19 protein-coding genes and 3 tRNA genes are annotated in these 15,918 nt (G+C 63.5%); 20 read left to right on the top strand and 2 right to left on the bottom strand.

Annotated elements, in window-relative coordinates; all coding sequences use genetic code 11:
• The 14 genes from Q1J79_RS12550 to Q1J79_RS12485 form a co-directional block, all read left to right on the top strand.
• Nucleotides 1-861 (top strand): biotin/lipoyl-containing protein (locus Q1J79_RS12550; RefSeq protein WP_300300841.1); only part of this gene is annotated, 861 nt, incomplete at its 5' end.
• A gap of 3 nt (nt 862-864) precedes the next feature.
• Nucleotides 865-1,770 carry a hydroxymethylglutaryl-CoA lyase gene (locus Q1J79_RS12545; protein ID WP_300300839.1) on the top strand — a complete coding sequence of 302 codons (906 nt, stop codon included), beginning with the start codon at nt 865-867 and terminating at the stop codon, nt 1,768-1,770.
• Between the two features lie 21 nt (nt 1,771-1,791).
• Nucleotides 1,792-2,211 carry a DUF1489 domain-containing protein gene (locus Q1J79_RS12540; protein ID WP_300300837.1) on the top strand — a complete coding sequence of 140 codons (420 nt, stop codon included), beginning with the start codon at nt 1,792-1,794 and terminating at the stop codon, nt 2,209-2,211.
• Nucleotides 2,212-2,241: 30 nt separating this feature from the next.
• Nucleotides 2,242-3,069 carry a division plane positioning ATPase MipZ gene (locus Q1J79_RS12535; RefSeq protein WP_300300835.1) on the top strand — a complete coding sequence of 276 codons (828 nt, stop codon included), beginning with the start codon at nt 2,242-2,244 and terminating at the stop codon, nt 3,067-3,069.
• Nucleotides 3,070-3,191: 122 nt separating this feature from the next.
• A complete protein-coding gene (locus Q1J79_RS12530) occupies nt 3,192-4,169 on the top strand; it encodes a tripartite tricarboxylate transporter substrate binding protein BugD (protein ID WP_300300833.1) in 978 nt (325 codons plus the stop codon).
• Nucleotides 4,170-4,268: 99 nt separating this feature from the next.
• Nucleotides 4,269-4,733 carry a tripartite tricarboxylate transporter TctB family protein gene (locus tag Q1J79_RS12525; RefSeq protein WP_300300831.1) on the top strand — a complete coding sequence of 155 codons (465 nt, stop codon included), beginning with the start codon at nt 4,269-4,271 and terminating at the stop codon, nt 4,731-4,733.
• Nucleotides 4,734-4,749: 16 nt separating this feature from the next.
• Nucleotides 4,750-6,255: a tripartite tricarboxylate transporter permease gene (locus Q1J79_RS12520; protein WP_300300828.1), complete on the top strand. Its 1,506-nt coding sequence runs from the start codon at nt 4,750-4,752 to the stop codon at nt 6,253-6,255.
• A 289-nt stretch (nt 6,256-6,544) separates the two neighbouring features.
• Nucleotides 6,545-7,537 (top strand): TRAP transporter substrate-binding protein, encoded by a 993-nt coding sequence (locus Q1J79_RS12515; RefSeq protein WP_300300826.1) that lies wholly within the window; start codon nt 6,545-6,547, stop codon nt 7,535-7,537.
• Between the two features lie 73 nt (nt 7,538-7,610).
• Complete coding sequence (locus tag Q1J79_RS12510; protein ID WP_300300824.1) at nt 7,611-8,126, top strand: TRAP transporter small permease; 516 nt, start codon at nt 7,611-7,613, stop codon at nt 8,124-8,126.
• A complete protein-coding gene (locus tag Q1J79_RS12505; protein WP_300300822.1) occupies nt 8,123-9,415 on the top strand; it encodes a TRAP transporter large permease in 1,293 nt (430 codons plus the stop codon). The genes Q1J79_RS12510 and Q1J79_RS12505 overlap by 4 nt, the downstream gene beginning before the upstream one ends.
• An 84-nt stretch (nt 9,416-9,499) precedes the next feature.
• On the top strand, nt 9,500-10,228 hold the full coding sequence (locus tag Q1J79_RS12500) for a VWA domain-containing protein (protein WP_300300820.1): 729 nt from the start codon (nt 9,500-9,502) through the stop codon (nt 10,226-10,228).
• Nucleotides 10,229-10,232: 4 nt separating this feature from the next.
• Nucleotides 10,233-11,030: a DnaJ domain-containing protein gene (locus tag Q1J79_RS12495; RefSeq protein WP_300300818.1), complete on the top strand. Its 798-nt coding sequence runs from the start codon at nt 10,233-10,235 to the stop codon at nt 11,028-11,030.
• A gap of 216 nt (nt 11,031-11,246) precedes the next feature.
• Nucleotides 11,247-11,873 (top strand): HD domain-containing phosphohydrolase, encoded by a 627-nt coding sequence (locus Q1J79_RS12490; RefSeq protein WP_300300816.1) that lies wholly within the window; start codon nt 11,247-11,249, stop codon nt 11,871-11,873.
• A 111-nt stretch (nt 11,874-11,984) separates the two neighbouring features.
• Nucleotides 11,985-12,368 (top strand): nuclear transport factor 2 family protein, encoded by a 384-nt coding sequence (locus tag Q1J79_RS12485; protein WP_300300814.1) that lies wholly within the window; start codon nt 11,985-11,987, stop codon nt 12,366-12,368.
• Nucleotides 12,369-12,406: 38 nt separating this feature from the next.
• Here Q1J79_RS12485 and Q1J79_RS12480 read toward each other — a convergent pair.
• Nucleotides 12,407-12,481: transfer RNA gene (locus tag Q1J79_RS12480), tRNA-Thr, on the bottom strand.
• Nucleotides 12,482-12,651: 170 nt separating this feature from the next.
• On the opposite strand from Q1J79_RS12480, the gene Q1J79_RS12475 reads away from it, so the two are divergent.
• The 4 genes from Q1J79_RS12475 to bfr all read left to right on the top strand — a co-directional run bounded on the left by Q1J79_RS12475 (nt 12,652) and on the right by bfr (nt 14,154).
• Nucleotides 12,652-13,164, top strand: coding sequence for a hypothetical protein (locus Q1J79_RS12475; protein ID WP_300300812.1), 513 nt, complete (start codon nt 12,652-12,654; stop codon nt 13,162-13,164).
• 13 nt (nt 13,165-13,177) lie between these two features.
• Nucleotides 13,178-13,411: a (2Fe-2S)-binding protein gene (locus Q1J79_RS12470; protein WP_300300810.1), complete on the top strand. Its 234-nt coding sequence runs from the start codon at nt 13,178-13,180 to the stop codon at nt 13,409-13,411.
• Nucleotides 13,408-13,536, top strand: a complete 129-nt coding sequence (locus Q1J79_RS12465) for a hypothetical protein (protein WP_300300808.1) — start codon at nt 13,408-13,410, stop codon at nt 13,534-13,536. The genes Q1J79_RS12470 and Q1J79_RS12465 overlap by 4 nt, the downstream gene beginning before the upstream one ends.
• A 135-nt stretch (nt 13,537-13,671) precedes the next feature.
• Entirely contained in the window at nt 13,672-14,154 is a 483-nt protein-coding gene (bfr, locus tag Q1J79_RS12460) for a bacterioferritin (protein WP_300300806.1), read from the top strand.
• 33 nt (nt 14,155-14,187) lie between these two features.
• Here the strand turns inward: bfr and rlmB are convergent, their stop codons facing one another.
• Nucleotides 14,188-15,306, bottom strand: a complete 1,119-nt coding sequence (gene rlmB, locus Q1J79_RS12455; protein ID WP_300300804.1) for a 23S rRNA (guanosine(2251)-2'-O)-methyltransferase RlmB — start codon at nt 15,304-15,306, stop codon at nt 14,188-14,190.
• A gap of 144 nt (nt 15,307-15,450) precedes the next feature.
• Between rlmB and Q1J79_RS12450 the strand changes: the two genes are divergently transcribed.
• Both Q1J79_RS12450 and Q1J79_RS12445 read left to right on the top strand, forming a co-directional pair.
• Nucleotides 15,451-15,536, top strand: a tRNA-Tyr gene (locus Q1J79_RS12450).
• A 72-nt stretch (nt 15,537-15,608) separates the two neighbouring features.
• A tRNA-Gly gene (locus Q1J79_RS12445) sits at nt 15,609-15,682 on the top strand.
• Nucleotides 15,683-15,918 lie beyond the last annotated feature (236 nt).

Genomic DNA, 15,918 nt, shown 5'->3' with positions numbered 1-15,918 from the left:
TATTATGATCCGATGATCGCCAAGCTGATCGTATGGGACCGCGACCGTCTGTCGGCTTTGCGGCGCATGCGCCAGGCGCTGGCGGAATACCAGGTGGCCGGCGTCTCCACCAACACCGCCTTCCTGATCGCCCTGGCCGGCCATCCGGCCTTCATGTCCGGTGACCTGGACACCGGATTCATCGAACGGTTCCGCGCCGACCTGATCCCCACGCCGCAGCCGGCCTCCACCATGATCCTGGCGCTGGTTGCCCTGGCTGTGACGCTGGAGCGCCGCGAGGCGGTGGCACGCCGGAGCGCGCAGAGCGGCGATCCGTGGTCGCCCTGGGCTGCCGTCAATGGCTGGCGCATGAATGACCAGGGCTGGGACGAGCTGGTGGTGCGCGACCGCGATACCGACATCGCCTGCCGCATCGAATATCTGCCCGCTGGCGATCTGCGTGTGCATGGGCCGGAAAGTAGTCTGGTGGTGCAGGGCAGCCTTGATGGCGATGGCGGCCTGGACGCCGTGATTGAAGGACGTCGCCTGCGCGCCGGTATCGTGCGGCAGAATGACGAGGTCGTTGTGCTGCTGCCTGGCGAAAGCCATCGCCTGACCATCGTCGATCCGCGCGCGGCCGGCGATGCCGAAGAAGGCGGTGGTGGCCAACTGACCGCGCCGATGCCGGGCAAGATCGTGCAGGTGCTGGTTGCCGAAGGCGCCAAGGTCGAGAAGGGCCAGCCGTTGCTGATCCTGGAAGCTATGAAGATGGAGCACACGATCAGCGCGCCGGCGCGCGGCATGGTCGCCAAGCTGCCATTCCAGGCCGGTGATCAGGTCGCCGAAGGGGCCGTGTTGCTCAATCTGGAAACGGAGGACTGAGCCATGGCGATGCCGCCGCGGATCATTCTGTGGGAAGCCGGGCCGCGCGATGGTTTGCAGAACGAGCCCGGTGTGGTGCCAACCGAGGTGAAGGTCGAGCTGATCGATCGCCTGGTCGATTGCGGCTTGCGCCATGTCGAGGCGACCAGCTTCGTCTCGCCCAAATGGGTGCCGCAGATGGGCGACCATAACGAGGTGATGGCCCAGCTGAAACGTCGGCCCGGGGTGACCTATCAGGTGCTGACGCCCAACATGAAGGGTTACGCGGGCGCGCGCGCCGCCGGCGCCGAGGCGGTGGGCATCTTCGCCGCTGCCAGCGAAAGCTTTTCGCAGAAGAATATCAATTGCAGCATTGCGGAGAGCATCGAGCGTTTCCGGCCGGTGGTGGAAGCCGCCAAACGCGACGGCGTAAAGGTGCGCGGCTTTGTCTCGGTGGTGGTCGGCTGCCCCTTTGAGGGCGCCATCGCGCCGCAGCAGACTGCGAAGGTCGTGAAGATGATGTACGATCTCGGGTGCGACGATATCGGCCTGGGCGACACCATCGGCGTCGGCACGCCGGGCAAGGTGAAGGCGATGATCGAAGCCTGCGCCGCGCAGGTGCCGCTCGACACTCTGGGCGGCCATTTCCACGACACCTATGGTCAGGCGCTGGCCAACACGCTGGCGGCGCTGGAATGCGGCGTGGCGCGACATGATGCCTCGGTGGCGGGCCTGGGCGGGTGCCCCTATGCGCCCGGCGCCACCGGTAATGTGGCGACCGAGGATCTGGTCTACATGCTGGATGGCCTGGGCATCGAAACCGGCGTCGACCTGAAGAAACTGGTGCAGACCGCCTGGTGGATTTCCGACCGGCTCGGTCGGCCGCCGGTGTCGCGCGTGGCCCGTGCGCTGAAGTCGAAATGCCTTTAAGCAACAGCCTGTGAGCAGCCTGTGCCCGTCCATCTGCTGAAGATTGCCGTTGGGATCGAAAGCGTCGAGCATTTCCGCGAGCGCATCAAGATCCGCCGGAGGCAGGGCAGGACTTTCACGCATTACACCCGGCACATGCCCAAGCGGGCTGACGAAGTTCTGGCCGGCGGTTCACTCTACTGGATCGTGAAAGGCTATATCGCGGTGCGCTGCCCGATCGTGCGACTGGAAGAAGCCGTGCTGGAAAATAAGGGCCCGCATTGCGGCATCGTGATGAAGACCGAGCTGATCCCGGTGGTGCCACAGCCGCGCCGGCCACATCAGGGCTGGCGCTATCTGGAGGCCGAGGATGCGCCGGCCGACTTGGCCGATCTGGGCAAAGGTGCGGCCGAAATGCCGCCGGAGCTGGCGGCGCAGTTGCGCGACCTCGGCCTGCTGTAATACCAAGCGTCATCTGATTCCGGGGGTATCATGGACGCTCAGGCGCGGGCGCGCATCATCGTCGTTGGTAATGAAAAAGGTGGCTCGGGCAAATCCACCACGGCGATGCATATCCTGATCGCCCTGCTGCTTGAGGGCGGGCGCATTGCGGCCATCGATCTGGATGCCAAGCAGCGCACGCTGAGCCGTTATCTGGAAAACCGCGCGGCCTTCATCGCCCGTCATGGCCTGAATCTGGCCATGCCTGAGCATGTGGTGGTGGGCGAAAGCGACAACCCGCTGAAGCCCGAGGCCGAAGCTGACGAGGCGACGCGCCTGGCCGCGGCCATCGCCGGTCTGTCGCAGCGGCATGATTTCATCCTGGTCGACTGCCCGGGCAGCGACACGAATCTGTCACGCGTGGGCCATTCCTATGCCGACCTGCTGGTCACGCCGGTGAATGACAGCTTCATTGATGTGGATTTGCTCGCCAGTGTCGACCCCGACACCCTGAAGGTGCTCAAACCCAGCCGCTATGCCGTAATGGTGTGGGAGCAACGCAAGCAGCGTTTCGCGCGCGACCGCCAGAATGTGGACTGGGTGGTGATCCGCAACCGGCTGTCGCATCTGGATGCGCGCAACAAGCGCAATGTCGCCCAGGTGCTGGAGGCCCTGCAGAAACGCATCGGCTTCCGCTTCCTGCCGGGATTGTCGGAACGTGTGATTTTCCGTGAGCTGTTTTTATCTGGCCTGACCCTGATGGACCTTGACCGTACCGGATTGTCGGGCGGGGCAGGAGGGCTGAGCATGGCGCAGGCCGCGGCCCGCCAGGAAGTGCGTAATCTGTTATTGGGGCTGAACCTGATCACCGCGGATTGATGGTTTTTTCATCATGCTGCAGTGCGTCAAAGAATGATTTTACCTTACGTTTTGCTGGCAGAACGCAGCGCTCCTATGCTTAATACATCACCCTTAGAAGGCGTCATTTCACAGGGAGAAACATGATGATAAAGACGTTGTCACTGATGGCCGGTGGCTTGATGCTGCTCACCGGCGTCGCCGTTCAGGCGCAGGACTTTCCGAACAAGCCCGTCACCATCGTTGTGCCGTTCGCTGCGGGCGGTCCGACCGATACCGTGGCGCGTCTGATCGGTCAGTCAATGGGCAATGCTTTGAAACAACAGGTGATCATCGAGAATGTCGGCGGCGCCGGCGGCACACTGGGCGCGGGCCGCGTCGCACGTGCGACGAATGATGGTTACACTCTGCTGTTGCACCATATCGGCCAGGCCACCAGCGCCACGCTGTATCGCAAGCTGCCATATGACGCCCTCAACGACTTTGCGCCGGTCGGTCTGGTCACGGACGTGCCGATGACCATGGTGGCGAAGAAGGATCTGCCGCCGAAGGATTTCAAGGAACTGATCGCCTACGTGCAGCAGAACAAGGACAAGGTGTCGTATGGCAATGCCGGCATCGGCGCGGCCTCGCATCTCTGCGGCCTGATGTTCATGAGCGCGATCAAGACGCAGATGACCACGGTGGCCTACAAGGGCACCGGCCCGGCGATGAACGACCTGCTGGGCGGCCAGATCGACCTGATGTGCGATCAGACCACCAACACCACCGGCCAGATCAAGGGCGGCAAGATCAAAGCCTACGCGGTCACCACCAAGACCCGGGTGCCGTCGCTGCCCGATCTGCCGACCATGGACGAGGCCGGCATCAAGGGCTTCGAGGTTGCCATCTGGCACGGACTGTATGCCCCGAAGGGCACGCCCAAGCCGGTGGTCGATAAGCTGGCCGCAGCCTTGCAGGCGGCCTTGAAGGACCCTACCGTCGTACAGCGTTTCGCCGAGCTGGGTACCGAGCCGGTAGCGGCCAACCGCGCAACGCCCGAAGCATTGGGCACCCACCTGAAGGCGGAAATCGTTAAATGGGCGCCGGTGATCAAGGCGGCTGGCGAATACGCCGACTGATCATCGCGTTGTAGTAGCATGCGTTGCGCAGCGCTCGGCCTTGCCAAGGCCGGGCGCTGCTTGTATCGGCAGTCAGGCAAAAAGTGAACGGGGATTTTCATGGCAGCTCCCATCATCCGTAACCCGAAGGACTTTCTGTCCGGGCTGATGTTCATCGCCTTCGGCGCGGCCTTCATTTACATCGCTCAAGATTACACTTTCGGTTCGCCTCGGCGCATGGGGCCCGCCTTCTTCCCGGTGGTTCTGGCCATTATCTTGGTTCTGATCGGTCTGGTCGTGGCGGTGCGCGGTCTGCTGGTGACGGAAGATCCGCCGCGTGGGTTCACCTGGCGCGGCCTGCTGCTGGTGATTGTGTCGACCCTGTTGTTTGGCGCTCTGGTGCGCGGTGCGGGCCTTGTGGTAGCCACGCCGGTTCTGGTCTGCATCTCCGCCTTTGCCAGCCATCTGTTCAAATGGAAGATCACCGCGATCATTGCAATTGGCCTGACGGCGTTCTGCGTCATTGTTTTCGTTTACGCCTTGGGCTTGCCGATGCCCGTCATTGGCCCCTGGTTCGGTCGCTGAGAGGACATCGTCAGTCATGGAACTTCTTGCCAATCTCGCGATCGGTATCGAGGCGGCCTTCACGCCGCTTAACCTGCTTTACTGCCTGGGTGGCGTGTTCGTCGGTACATTGATCGGCGTGCTGCCCGGCCTGGGGCCGACGGCGACCATCGCCATGCTGCTGCCGATCACCTTCGGTTTGCCACCGGTCTCGGCGCTGATCATGCTGGCCGGCATCTATTATGGCGCCCAGTATGGTGGTTCGACCACGGCGATCCTGATCAACCTGCCCGGTGAATCCTCATCGGTGGTGACCGCGCTGGACGGGTATCAGATGGCGCGTCAGGGCAAGGCGGGCCTGGCGCTGTCGACTGCGGCGCTCGGTTCGTTCTTTGCCGGCACGGTGGCAACCCTGCTGCTGGCGCTGTTCGCCCCGCCGCTGGCCGAGATCGCGCTGAAATTCGGCCCAGCCGAATATTTCTCGCTGATGGTGCTGGGCCTTGTCGCTTCAGTCGTGCTGGCGCATGGCTCGCTGATCAAGGCGATCGCTATGATCCTGCTTGGCCTGCTGCTCGGCCTGGTCGGCACGGATGTCACGTCCGGCACGCCGCGCTTCACGTTTGACCTGCCTGAACTGGCCGATGGCATCAATTTCGTGATTGTTGCCATGGGCATGTTCGGTCTGGGCGAAATCATCCGTAACCTCGAACATACCGAGACGCGCGATGTCTTTACCCGCAAGATCAGCGGCTTGCTACCGACCTGGAAAGACATCAAGCAGATCACGGCGCCGGTGCTGCGCGGCACCGCGCTGGGCTCGGCGCTTGGCATCCTGCCGGGCGGCGGCGCCATGCTGTCGTCATTTGCCGCCTATTCGCTGGAAAAGAAGATTTCCAAGAACGGCAAGAAATTCGGCAAGGGCGCCATCGAGGGCGTTGCTGCGCCGGAATCGGCCAACAATGCCGGTGCGCAGACCTCGTTCATCCCGATGCTTACTCTGGGCATTCCGTCCAACCCGGTCATGGCGCTGATGATCGGCGCGCTGATCATCCAGGGTATTCAGCCCGGTCCGCAGGTCATGACCGAGCAGCCAGCTTTGTTCTGGGGCATCATCGTCTCGATGTGGGTTGGCAACTTCTTCCTGGTCGTGCTGAATCTGCCGATGATCGGGTTGTGGGTGCGGATGCTTACCGTGCCGTATCATCTGCTGTATCCGGCGATCCTGGTCTTTTGCTCGATCGGCGTGTTCAGCCTGAACAACTCGAATTTCGACGTCTATCTGATGGCTCTGTTCGGCATCCTGGGTTACGTCTGCTCGAAGTTGGATTGTGAGCCGGCCCCGCTGCTGCTCGGATTCATCCTTGGTCCGATGATGGAAGAATACCTGCGCCGGGCCATGGTTCTGTCGCGCGGCAACGCCATGGTCTTCGTCGAACGGCCGATCAGTGCAGTGATGCTGGCGCTGGCCGTGTTGGCGTTGATCGTGGTGTTCTCGCCGGCCATTCGCAAGAAACGCGAGGAAGCGTTCCAAGAAGAAGAGTAAAGGCTTGTCATATCCGGGCCGAGACGCCGCCGGTATAAGCCGGCGGCGTTTTTTGTTGTGCTGGCAAAAATGGAAGGGCTACTGATCTGCCTGTGCAGTTGCAGCATGGGCCGTTCCGGCCCTGCCGGCGAGGGCGGCAATTGCCTATTAATTGCCTATTGCTGCAGGGTTGTTGCCGGAGGGCGATCTGATTATGCTCCAGCCAAGACGCCCGCCTGTGCGGACGTCTCGGGAGCGCAAAATCAACAAAGATCATCCGGTAAATCCGGCGGATACAAGGAGGAAACGCATGCGGAATCTTCTCACAGGCATGACCGTGCTGGCGGCGGTGTTTGGCCTTGCCGGGACTGCCACGGCCGAGCCGATCAAGATCAAGTTCAGCCACGTGGTGGCCGATGCGACCCCGAAGGGCAAGGGCGCGCTCGAATTCAAGCGCCTGGTTGAAGAGCGGCTGCCCGGCAAGGTTGTAGTTGAGGTTTACCCCAACTCCCAGCTCTTCGGCGACGCCAAGGAGATGGAGGCCCTGCTGCTCGGCGACGTGCAGTTCATTGCCCCGTCGCTGTCCAAGTTCGCCAAATTCACGAAGAAGCTGCAGGTCTTCGACCTGCCCTTCCTGTTCGACGATATCCATGCGATCGACCGGTTCCAGAAGGGCAAGATCGGCCAGGGGCTGCTGACTTCGATGGAGAGCAAAGGCTATACCGGCCTTGGCTACTGGCATAACGGCATGAAGCAGCTGTCCGCCAACAAGGCGATGCGCGTGCCGGAGGATGCCAAGGGCCTGAAGTTCCGCATCCAGCCGTCCGACGTGCTGGAGGCGCAGTTCAAGGCGCTGTCTGCCAACCCGCAGAAAATGGCCTTCGCCGAGGTCTATCAGGCGCTGCAGACCGGCACCGTGGATGGCCAGGAGAACACCTGGTCGAACATCTATTCGCAGAAATTCCACGAGGCCCAGAAGTACATCACCGAGACCAATCACGGCGTGATCGACTACATGGTGGTGACCAACACCAAGTTCTGGAAGGGCCTGCCGGCTGATATCCGCAGCGTGCTCGAGAAGTCGATGGCCGAGGCGACCGCGTTTTCCAACAAGCTCGCCCTCGACATCAACGAAGCCGACAAGAAGAAGATCATGGATTCGGGCAAGACCCAGATCATCACCCTGACCAAGGACCAGCAGGCGCAGTGGCGCAAGGCGATGGCCCCGGTCTACAAGCAGTTCGCGCCCGATGTGGGGCAGGACCTGATCGACGCCGCGCTGGCCTCCAACAAGGCCAGCTGAGCGTCGCGTATCGTCGCGAGGGGGGCGCGACCTTATGATCGAAAAGATCATGAACCGGCTGGAGGAGGGTCTGATGATCCTCCTCCTCGTCGCCATGACGTTGCTCACCTTCACTCAGGTGGTGCTGCGTTACGTGTTCAATTCCGGCTGGGGATGGGCGCTGGAAGCCACCACCTATATGTTTGGGTGGCTGGTGATGATCGGCATCTCCTATGGCATCAAGGTCGGTTTCCATATCGGCGTCGACGCCTTGGTCAAGCTGCTGCCGCGTCCCGGCCAGCGGGCGGTCGGCCTGGTTGCGGCCTTGCTGTGCCTGGCCTACGCGGCGATCCTGTTCATCGGCGGCTACCAGTATTTCGACACCATGCTGATGCTGGGGGTCGAGGCAGAGGATATCCCGCTGCCGCGCTGGCTGCTGGTTTCGATCGTGCCGATCGGCTTCGGCCTGCTCGGTTTCCGTCTTGTGCAGATGACCTGGCGTATCCTGACCGGGCGGCTGGGCGGCTTCAATCTCGGCGACGAGGCGGCCGAGGTGTTGCGGGCGAATCTTACCGGATCGAGCTCAGGTTCTGACGGAGCCGCCCGATGAATACACTCTTCCTGTTTGTCGTGCTGTTCCTTCTGATGATGATGGGGCTGCCGATCAGCATCTCGCTCGGCCTGGCCAGCGTGCTGACCATCCTACTGTTCGCCCAAGATTCCCTGGCCTCGCTGTCGCTGAAATTCTTTGCGACGATGGAATTGTACACCCTGCTGGCGATTCCGTTCTTCATTCTGGCTGGCGCCTTCATGACCACCGGCGGTGTCGCCCGGCGCATGATCAATTTCGCCATCAGCTGCGTCGGCCACACCTATGGCGGCCTGGCCATCGCCTCGGTGATTGCCTGCATGCTGTTTGCCGCGGTTTCCGGGTCCTCGCCGGCTACCGTGGTGGCGGTCGGCTCGATCGTCATCGCCGGCATGGTGCGCACCGGCTACACCAAGGAATATGCCGCCGGCGTGATCTGCAATGCCGGCACGCTCGGCATCCTGATCCCACCCTCGATCGTGATGGTGGTCTATGGCGCGGCGACCGAGACCTCGGTCGGCCGCCTGTTCATGGCCGGCGTCGTCCCGGGCATCCTGCTCGGGCTGATGCTGATCGTCGCGGTTTATATTTCCGCCCGCATGCTGAAGCTGCCACGCCAGGAGCGGCATTCCTGGGCCGAGCGCCTCAGCACCGGCAGGGAAGCCATCTGGGGCCTGCTGCTGATCGTCATCATCCTCGGCGGCATCTATGGCGGAATCTTCACTCCGACCGAGGCCGCCGCGGTTGCGGCCGTCTATGCCTTCGTGGTGGCCGTGTTCATCTACAGGGATATGACCCTGCCGCAGGTGCCGCATGTGGTGCTGGAGGCGGCGAAGACCACGGTGATGCTGATGTTCATCATCTGCAACGCCTTCCTGTTCGCCCATGTGCTGACCACCGAGCAGATTCCGCAGGCGATTACCGCCACCATCATCGACTGGGGCCTGCCGCCCTGGGCCTTCCTGATCGTGGTCAACATCCTGCTGCTGATCGCCGGCAACTTCATGGAGCCCTCGGCGATCATCCTGATCCTGGCGCCGATCCTGTTCCCGATCGCCACCCAGCTCGGCATTGATCCGGTGCATCTGGGCATCATCATGGTGGTCAACATGGAGATCGGCATGATCACCCCGCCGGTCGGCCTGAACCTGTTCGTCACCTCGGGCATCACCGGCATGCCGATCCTGCAGGTGGTGCGGGCGGCGATGCCGTGGCTCTCCATCCTGCTGGTCTTCCTGGTCATCGTCACCTATGTGCCGAGCATATCCCTGTGGCTGCCCAACCTGCTGTTCGGGGTGGCGACGCAGTAGGCGCCGGATCGGCCGGCTGTTGCCGGCCACTGGCATGGGGACGTTTGGCGGCCTATATCTGTGGTGACTGCAGAAAGGCCAGCCATGGATCGACCCGGCAGCAAACCGCCAGGAAACGGCGCCGTACCGGCCAAATCTTCCGGCCAGGACGTCGATGCCTTCCTGCGCCAGGTGGCGCTCAGCCCGCGCGTGGATGTGCCGCAGGGTGGGCGTGGCCGGCTGGTCTTTGCCATGGATGCCACGGCCAGCCGCCGTCCGACCTGGGACGAGGCCCAGGGGATTCAGGCCGATATGTTCCAGGCCACGGCGGGTCTTGGCGGTCTTGATATCCAGCTGGTTTTTTTTCGCGGCCAGGGCGAATGCCGCGCATCGGGCTGGGTATCCGAGACCCGGACGCTGCTGCGGCTGATGCGGCAGGTCGAGTGTGTCGGCGGTTATACCCAGATTGAGCGCGTGCTGCGTCACACCCTGGCTGAGGCGCGCGAGCAGAAGGTCAATGCCCTGGTCTATGTCGGCGACTGCATGGAAGAGGATGCCGACGAGGTTGCCATGCGGGCCGGCGAGCTCGGATTGCTCGGCGTGCCGATCTTTGCCTTCCAGGAAGGCGAGGAACCGCTGGCGCAGGCCTGCTTCCGCGACATGGCCCGGCTCACCCGCGGCGCCTATTGCGCCTTCGACCGCTCCAGCGCGGCAAAGCTGCGCGACCTGCTGTCGGCAGTGGCTGTCTATGCCGCCGGCGGGATCAGGGCGCTGGAAGATTATGCCAGGCAGTCCGGCGAGGCGGCGCGGCTGCTGATCGGGCAGATGCGGTAAGCCCATGATTGCCTGGTTCGCCATCGGCGTTGTTGGCGTCATTCTGCTCTGGCTTGGGGCCAGCGCCTTCGTCAAGGCCGATCCCAGATTGCTGGCGCGCGGCATCAAATATGCCGGCGCGGGCCTGTGTGGCCTGCTCGCCGTGTTCTTTCTTGTGCGTGGCCGGATCGACCTTGCCATGATGCTCGGCGCCGCCGGCGTGGCGGCGCTGGGCTACCTGCCGCGCGGCATGCTGCCATTCGGGACCCTGTTCGGCGGCAGGAGCGGCCGCAATGCCGGCGCCGGCTGGCACAAGGCCCGCACCGGCTACGAACAGGCCGGCGGCGGCGACGCGGCCGGCAGTGGCCAGCAGTCGCAGGTCGAAACCGCCTGGCTGCGCATGCAGCTTGATCATGCCACGGGCCGCATGCATGGCGAGGTGCTGCAGGGCCGGTTCGCCGGGCGGATGCTGGCGTCGCTGTCCTTCGAGGATCTGATCCTGCTGCTGCGCGACTGTCGAGCTGCCGACAACCAGGGCGCCGCCCTGCTGGAGGCCTATCTGGATCGCAGCATCGGCGAGGATTGGCGCGAGAAGGCGGCGCGTGGCGATCCGGGAGAGGCGGCCGATGGCGCCGGTCATGGCGGCGGCGCGCTGACCCGTGAGCAGGCGTTGGATATTCTTGGCCTGCAGCCCGGCGCTACGCCGGCCGACATTCGCGCCGCGCATCGCCGGCTGATGAAGAAATTCCACCCCGACCAGGGCGGCTCGACATACCTTGCGGCCCAGATCAATCGCGCCAAGGACCTGCTGCTGGGCGAGTAGTCCGCTGCTTGAGGGCCTTATCGCCATGCACGCATAACGATTGTTTCTGGTATCCGATTCAATATCGCTTGTATGGTTTCGACTGCCTATTTTTGATCCTGATCAATTCCTGCCAGGCATTTCTGGATACAAGAAAACGCTTCCACTCCCCCCATTCGGTTGGAATGCGGGAGCGTCGGTCGGTAATCCGGCCATTCAAGAAAGGTATTTTTTGCCATGGCCGCCAGCCGGTCGCTGGACATTTTTCCTGTTGCTGCCGGCCTTGCCCGCATGGCGCATGCCAAGGACGGAGACACCTTCGACCATGGCTGCCGCATGAAGCCGGTCTGCGGCATGCTGGCGGTCCGGCTTGGCATTGATGCTGAAGACGTCGAGAAAGTCGGCGTCTGTGCCATGCTGCACGATATCGGCAAGAGCACATTGCCTGATAGCATCCTGTTCAAGCCCGGCCGGCTGGAGGCCGGAGAATACCGCCAGGTGATGGAGCATACTTCGAGCGGCCATGACCTGCTGCGCGGCCTGGGGCATCCCTGGTTCGATGATGCCGCGAATGCCGCCCTGTCTCACCATGAACGCTTTGATGGGAGCGGCTATCCGCGCGGCACTGCCGGCCTGGCCATTCCGCTGTCGGCTCGCATCATCGCGGTGGCCGATGTCTATGATGCGCTGCGCGCGGAGCGGCCCTACAAGCGGGCCCTGAGCCACGAGCAGGCGGTGACGCTGATCCTGCGTGGCGACGACCGCACCAGCCCCTCGCATTTCGATCCCGATGTGCTGGCCGCTTTCGAGCATGGCGCGCCGGTGATCCGGCAGCTTTACGACGGGGAGGCCGGCGCCGCCTGAGGCCGCTTCGGCATGGCCGTCGCTGGCGGCATTGAACCCGCACAATTCCGGCGTTTTTGCTTTCCCGGCGGCTGGCTATAGTTCGCGCCCCGCATCCGGAAGGCATTGCATATGGACACCGCTTCCCAGTTTGACTCCCAGGCCGCCGAAGACATCGTGCAATGGCAGCTTGATGCCTATAACGCCCGCGACATCGATGCCTTCATGGCGTTCTGGGCCGATGATGCCCAGGTCTTCGAGCATCCCGACAAAATACTGGCGTCCGGCGCGGCGGAGATTCGCGCGCGGCATATCGTGCGGTTCCAGGAGCCAGACTTGTTCGGCCGCCTGGTCGGCCGCATGTCGGTCGGCAACCGCGTGGTGGACCGCGAGGTGGTGACGCGCAATTTCCCGGAGGGGAAGGGGACGATCGACGTGATCGGGATCTACGAGGTGGCCGGCGGGAAAATCGCCAGGGCCTGGTTCATCATGGGCAGCCCCATATTGGAAAGCTGACCGGGCTGGACGGCCCGCCACAGGCATGGTGGGAAAAGTGGTGCCGGATGAGGGGATTGAACCCCCGACCTTCGGTTTACAAAACCGCTGCTCTACCGCTGAGCTAATCCGGCAACGCGTCTGAGCCTGCGGCTATTTACGTGACCCTGCCGCCGGCGGCAAGGGAGCAGTCGGTGGATATTCCGGGTGCGACAAATCGGCACTTGATAATCACTCGCAACTCGATTACATCTGATTCTGCGAATGAGTTGCAGTTTTGATTGTCAGGACGGGGCAGAGCGCAGTGACAGTGCAGGTAACCCAGTCAGCCGGGATGGGCGGCCAGTGGCCGACCCATGTGCAGGATCTCAGTGACGGCGAACGCCTGGTGGTCTGGGCCTTCCGGCGCTGGGTCTCTGGGCCACAGCATCTGTCGCTGCTGGCCCGCGAATTCGATCGCCAGTTCCGCCGCTCGGAAGCGCGGCCGGCCTTGCAGGCGCTGGATGCGGCGCTGACCGGCCTGACCCGCCATGCCCGCCGCACCATCATCTACCATCAGCCCTGCTGCGGCTGTCTCGGCGCCGACGAAGTCTGCCTGATTTCCATTGTCGCCGCGTTGCAGAGCGGGGCGCAGCACGCCGCCGACGCCATGGCGCAGTGGCTGGTGCGTCGCGAGGGCGTCGCGGAATTCATCGCGGCCCTGGACGACCTGGCCGAATGCCTGAGCGGCAGCGGGCATGACCTGCCGTATCGCGCGCGTCAGCGCGGCGTGAGCAGCACGACGACGGCGCAGCCGCTGTCGCTGCAGGTTCACTGAAGCGGGGGCGGCGATGTATGTCTGTCTCTGCCACGGCTTCACCGACGGCGACGTGCGCAAGGCGCTGGATGGTGGCTGCCGTTCGGTGGCGGCGGTCTATCGCCATCTCGCTGACCGGCCGCAATGCGGCAAATGCGTGCCCGATGTGCGCGGCATGGTGAATGAGCATCGCGCCGGAAATGCGGGCGGCGGCGTATGCCATGCTCTGCCCTGCGGGGCCGCGGCCCAGGCTGAAACCGCGGCGTGACCGGCACCGTCCTCATCATTGCGGCCTGCCTGGGCAATGCCGTCCTGCTTGGGTTCAAGCTGCGGCTGATGCGCAAAATCGCCGATCTTGAAACTCAGTCGCGGGAACAGGGCACAAGCTGCTGATTTTCTTTGCGACTAACTCGTACTTTCATGCATTTCACTTGAGCCTGCGGTAATCGCGGCGTAAGCCTCCTCCTAGCGCGTCGATATCGATTCCGGCATCGGGTCAGGCGCTGACCGGCAGCAAGGAGGCATGGCATGAAAGGCGACAAGAAGGTGCTTCAGCACCTCAACAGCGTGCTGAAGAACGAGCTCACCGCCATCAACCAGTATTTCCTGCATGCGCGCATGTGGAAGAGCTGGGGCTTCGAGCGCCTTGGTCACCACGAGTACAAGGAATCCATCGAGGAGATGAAGCACGCCGACAAGATCATCGAGCGCGTGCTGCTGCTCGAAGGCGTGCCCAACCTGCAGGACCTTGGCAAGCTCAAGATCGGTGAGACCGTGCCGGAAGGCCTGAGCGCCAACCTCGACCTGGAGCGCAAGAACCGTGTCGACGTCGTGGCCGCCATCGCCCATTGCGAGCATGCGCAGGATTACGTCAGCCGCGACATCCTCACCGAAATCCTCGACGATACCGAGGAGCATATCGACCATCTGGAAACCCAGCTCGAGCTGATCGAGAAGGTCGGCCTGCAGAATTACCTGCAGTCGCAGATGGGCGACGGTTCGCCGTCGTAATCGTTCCCTGAATCGGACGTGACGCGCGCGGCGTCAGCCGCGCGCGCATTCATACAATGCCACGGCCGCCGCCGCGGATACGTTCAGGCTTTCCACCGCGCCGGTCATCGGCAGCTTGGCGAGAAAATCGCATTTCTCGCGCGTCAGCCGGCGCAGGCCTTCATCCTCGGCGCCGAGCACCAGGGCCACGCGGCGGATGTCACTCACCGCGTCCGCCAGCGATTTCTCCGTTTCCATTTCCAGCCCGACGCGCCAGAAGCCGTATTCGGCCAGCAGGTCGAGCGCGCGCGCCAGGTTGGTGACGCGCATCAGCGGCACGACCTCCAGCCCGCCCGAGGCGGCCTTGGCCAGCGCGCCGGTGGCTTCCGGGGCATGGCGGTCGGTGACGATCACGGCGCGGGCGCCGAAGGCGGCGGCCGAGCGCAGGATGGCGCCGACGTTGCGTGGATCGGTGACGTGATCGAGCAGCAGCACGACCTCGCGGTCTTCGCCCAGCGGCTCTTTCAGCGATTCAACGCCGGGATCTTCCAATGGATCGGTCAGCAAGGCGATGCCCTGGTGCACGGCGCCGGGCGGCAGCAGGGCATCCAGCCGGGCGCGATCGACGGTCTCGGCCTGCGGGTTGGCCGGCAGGTCGTCGCCCAGCGCATCGCGGGCCTCGCGGGTCACCAGCAGGCGGCGGTGATAACGTTCCGGGTTGTGCAGGGCGGCCAGGCAGGCATGGCTGCCATAGAGCCAGGCCGGCAGGTCGCGACCATGACCATGACTAGAGGCGCGGCCACGGAATTCACGGCCCTGGCCGCCGCCTTCCATGGGGCGCTCCGGCCGTGGCTCCGGCCGTGGCTCCGGGCGGGCAAAGGCCTGCGGCCGCTCGTCGCGGCGCGGCCGGTCATCGCGACGTGGCCTGTCCTTGTGCGGACCGTCCTTGCGAGGGCCATCCCGGCGCGGCTCGTCAGGGCGGATGGGTGGCCGATTCGGGCCCTTGCCGCCCGGTTTGCCGGCGAATTTTGCCGGCCGCTGGTCGGCCCGGCCACGCCCCTCGGGACCGGCCTCCTTACGGCTGCCAGCCTCCTTGCGGCTGTCGCGGCGATCTGCTCCACCCTTGGGGGCGGAGCGTTTGGGGTTCCGGGCTTCCGGCTTGCGTCTGGACATGGCGGGTCTTATACTGCCGCACGGTAGAAGCAACAACATTGCCGCTCGAACTCTAAAGTTTTGAGGGAAGGGGGCGATGATGGTGCTTTTGTCGCGTTTATCCATTGACGGACGGATATCCCTTCGGTAATCGGGGGGCCGGTCGGAGGGGTGCCCGAGTGGCTAAAGGGGACGGACTGTAAATCCGTTGGCGCACGCCTACGCTGGTTCGAATCCAGCCCCCTCCACCATCTCCGCACCAGCCCTAAAAGCGCTTGCGCGCCAAGGGGTTGGTGAAAAGTCTTCGGGTGTGACGCGAAGCGGCGGGTGTAGCTCAGTGGTAGAGCCCCAGCCTTCCAAGCTGGTTGCGAGGGTTCGATTCCCTTCACCCGCTCCAGCTTGCCGGGCGGAGCACGCTGAAAGGCGAGGCCTGCCCACGGCATGTGGTGACGCGATACGGCGCTTTGAAAAGCGCGGCGCGGGACCGGGTGCCGGATGTGAACCAAAACGACGGCTTCGGGACCGGAGCCGGCGACGAGAAGTCGGATAACAGGACGCTAGTCGGAACAGGACAAAACGATGGCCAAGGCAAAGTTTGAGCGTACGAAACCGCATTGCAACATTGGTACGATT

Origin of the sequence: Ferrovibrio sp., from assembly GCF_029255545.1 — a bacterium.
Lineage (GTDB): Bacteria > Pseudomonadota > Alphaproteobacteria > Ferrovibrionales > Ferrovibrionaceae > Ferrovibrio.
This window is presented reverse-complemented; position numbering and strand designations above follow the sequence as displayed.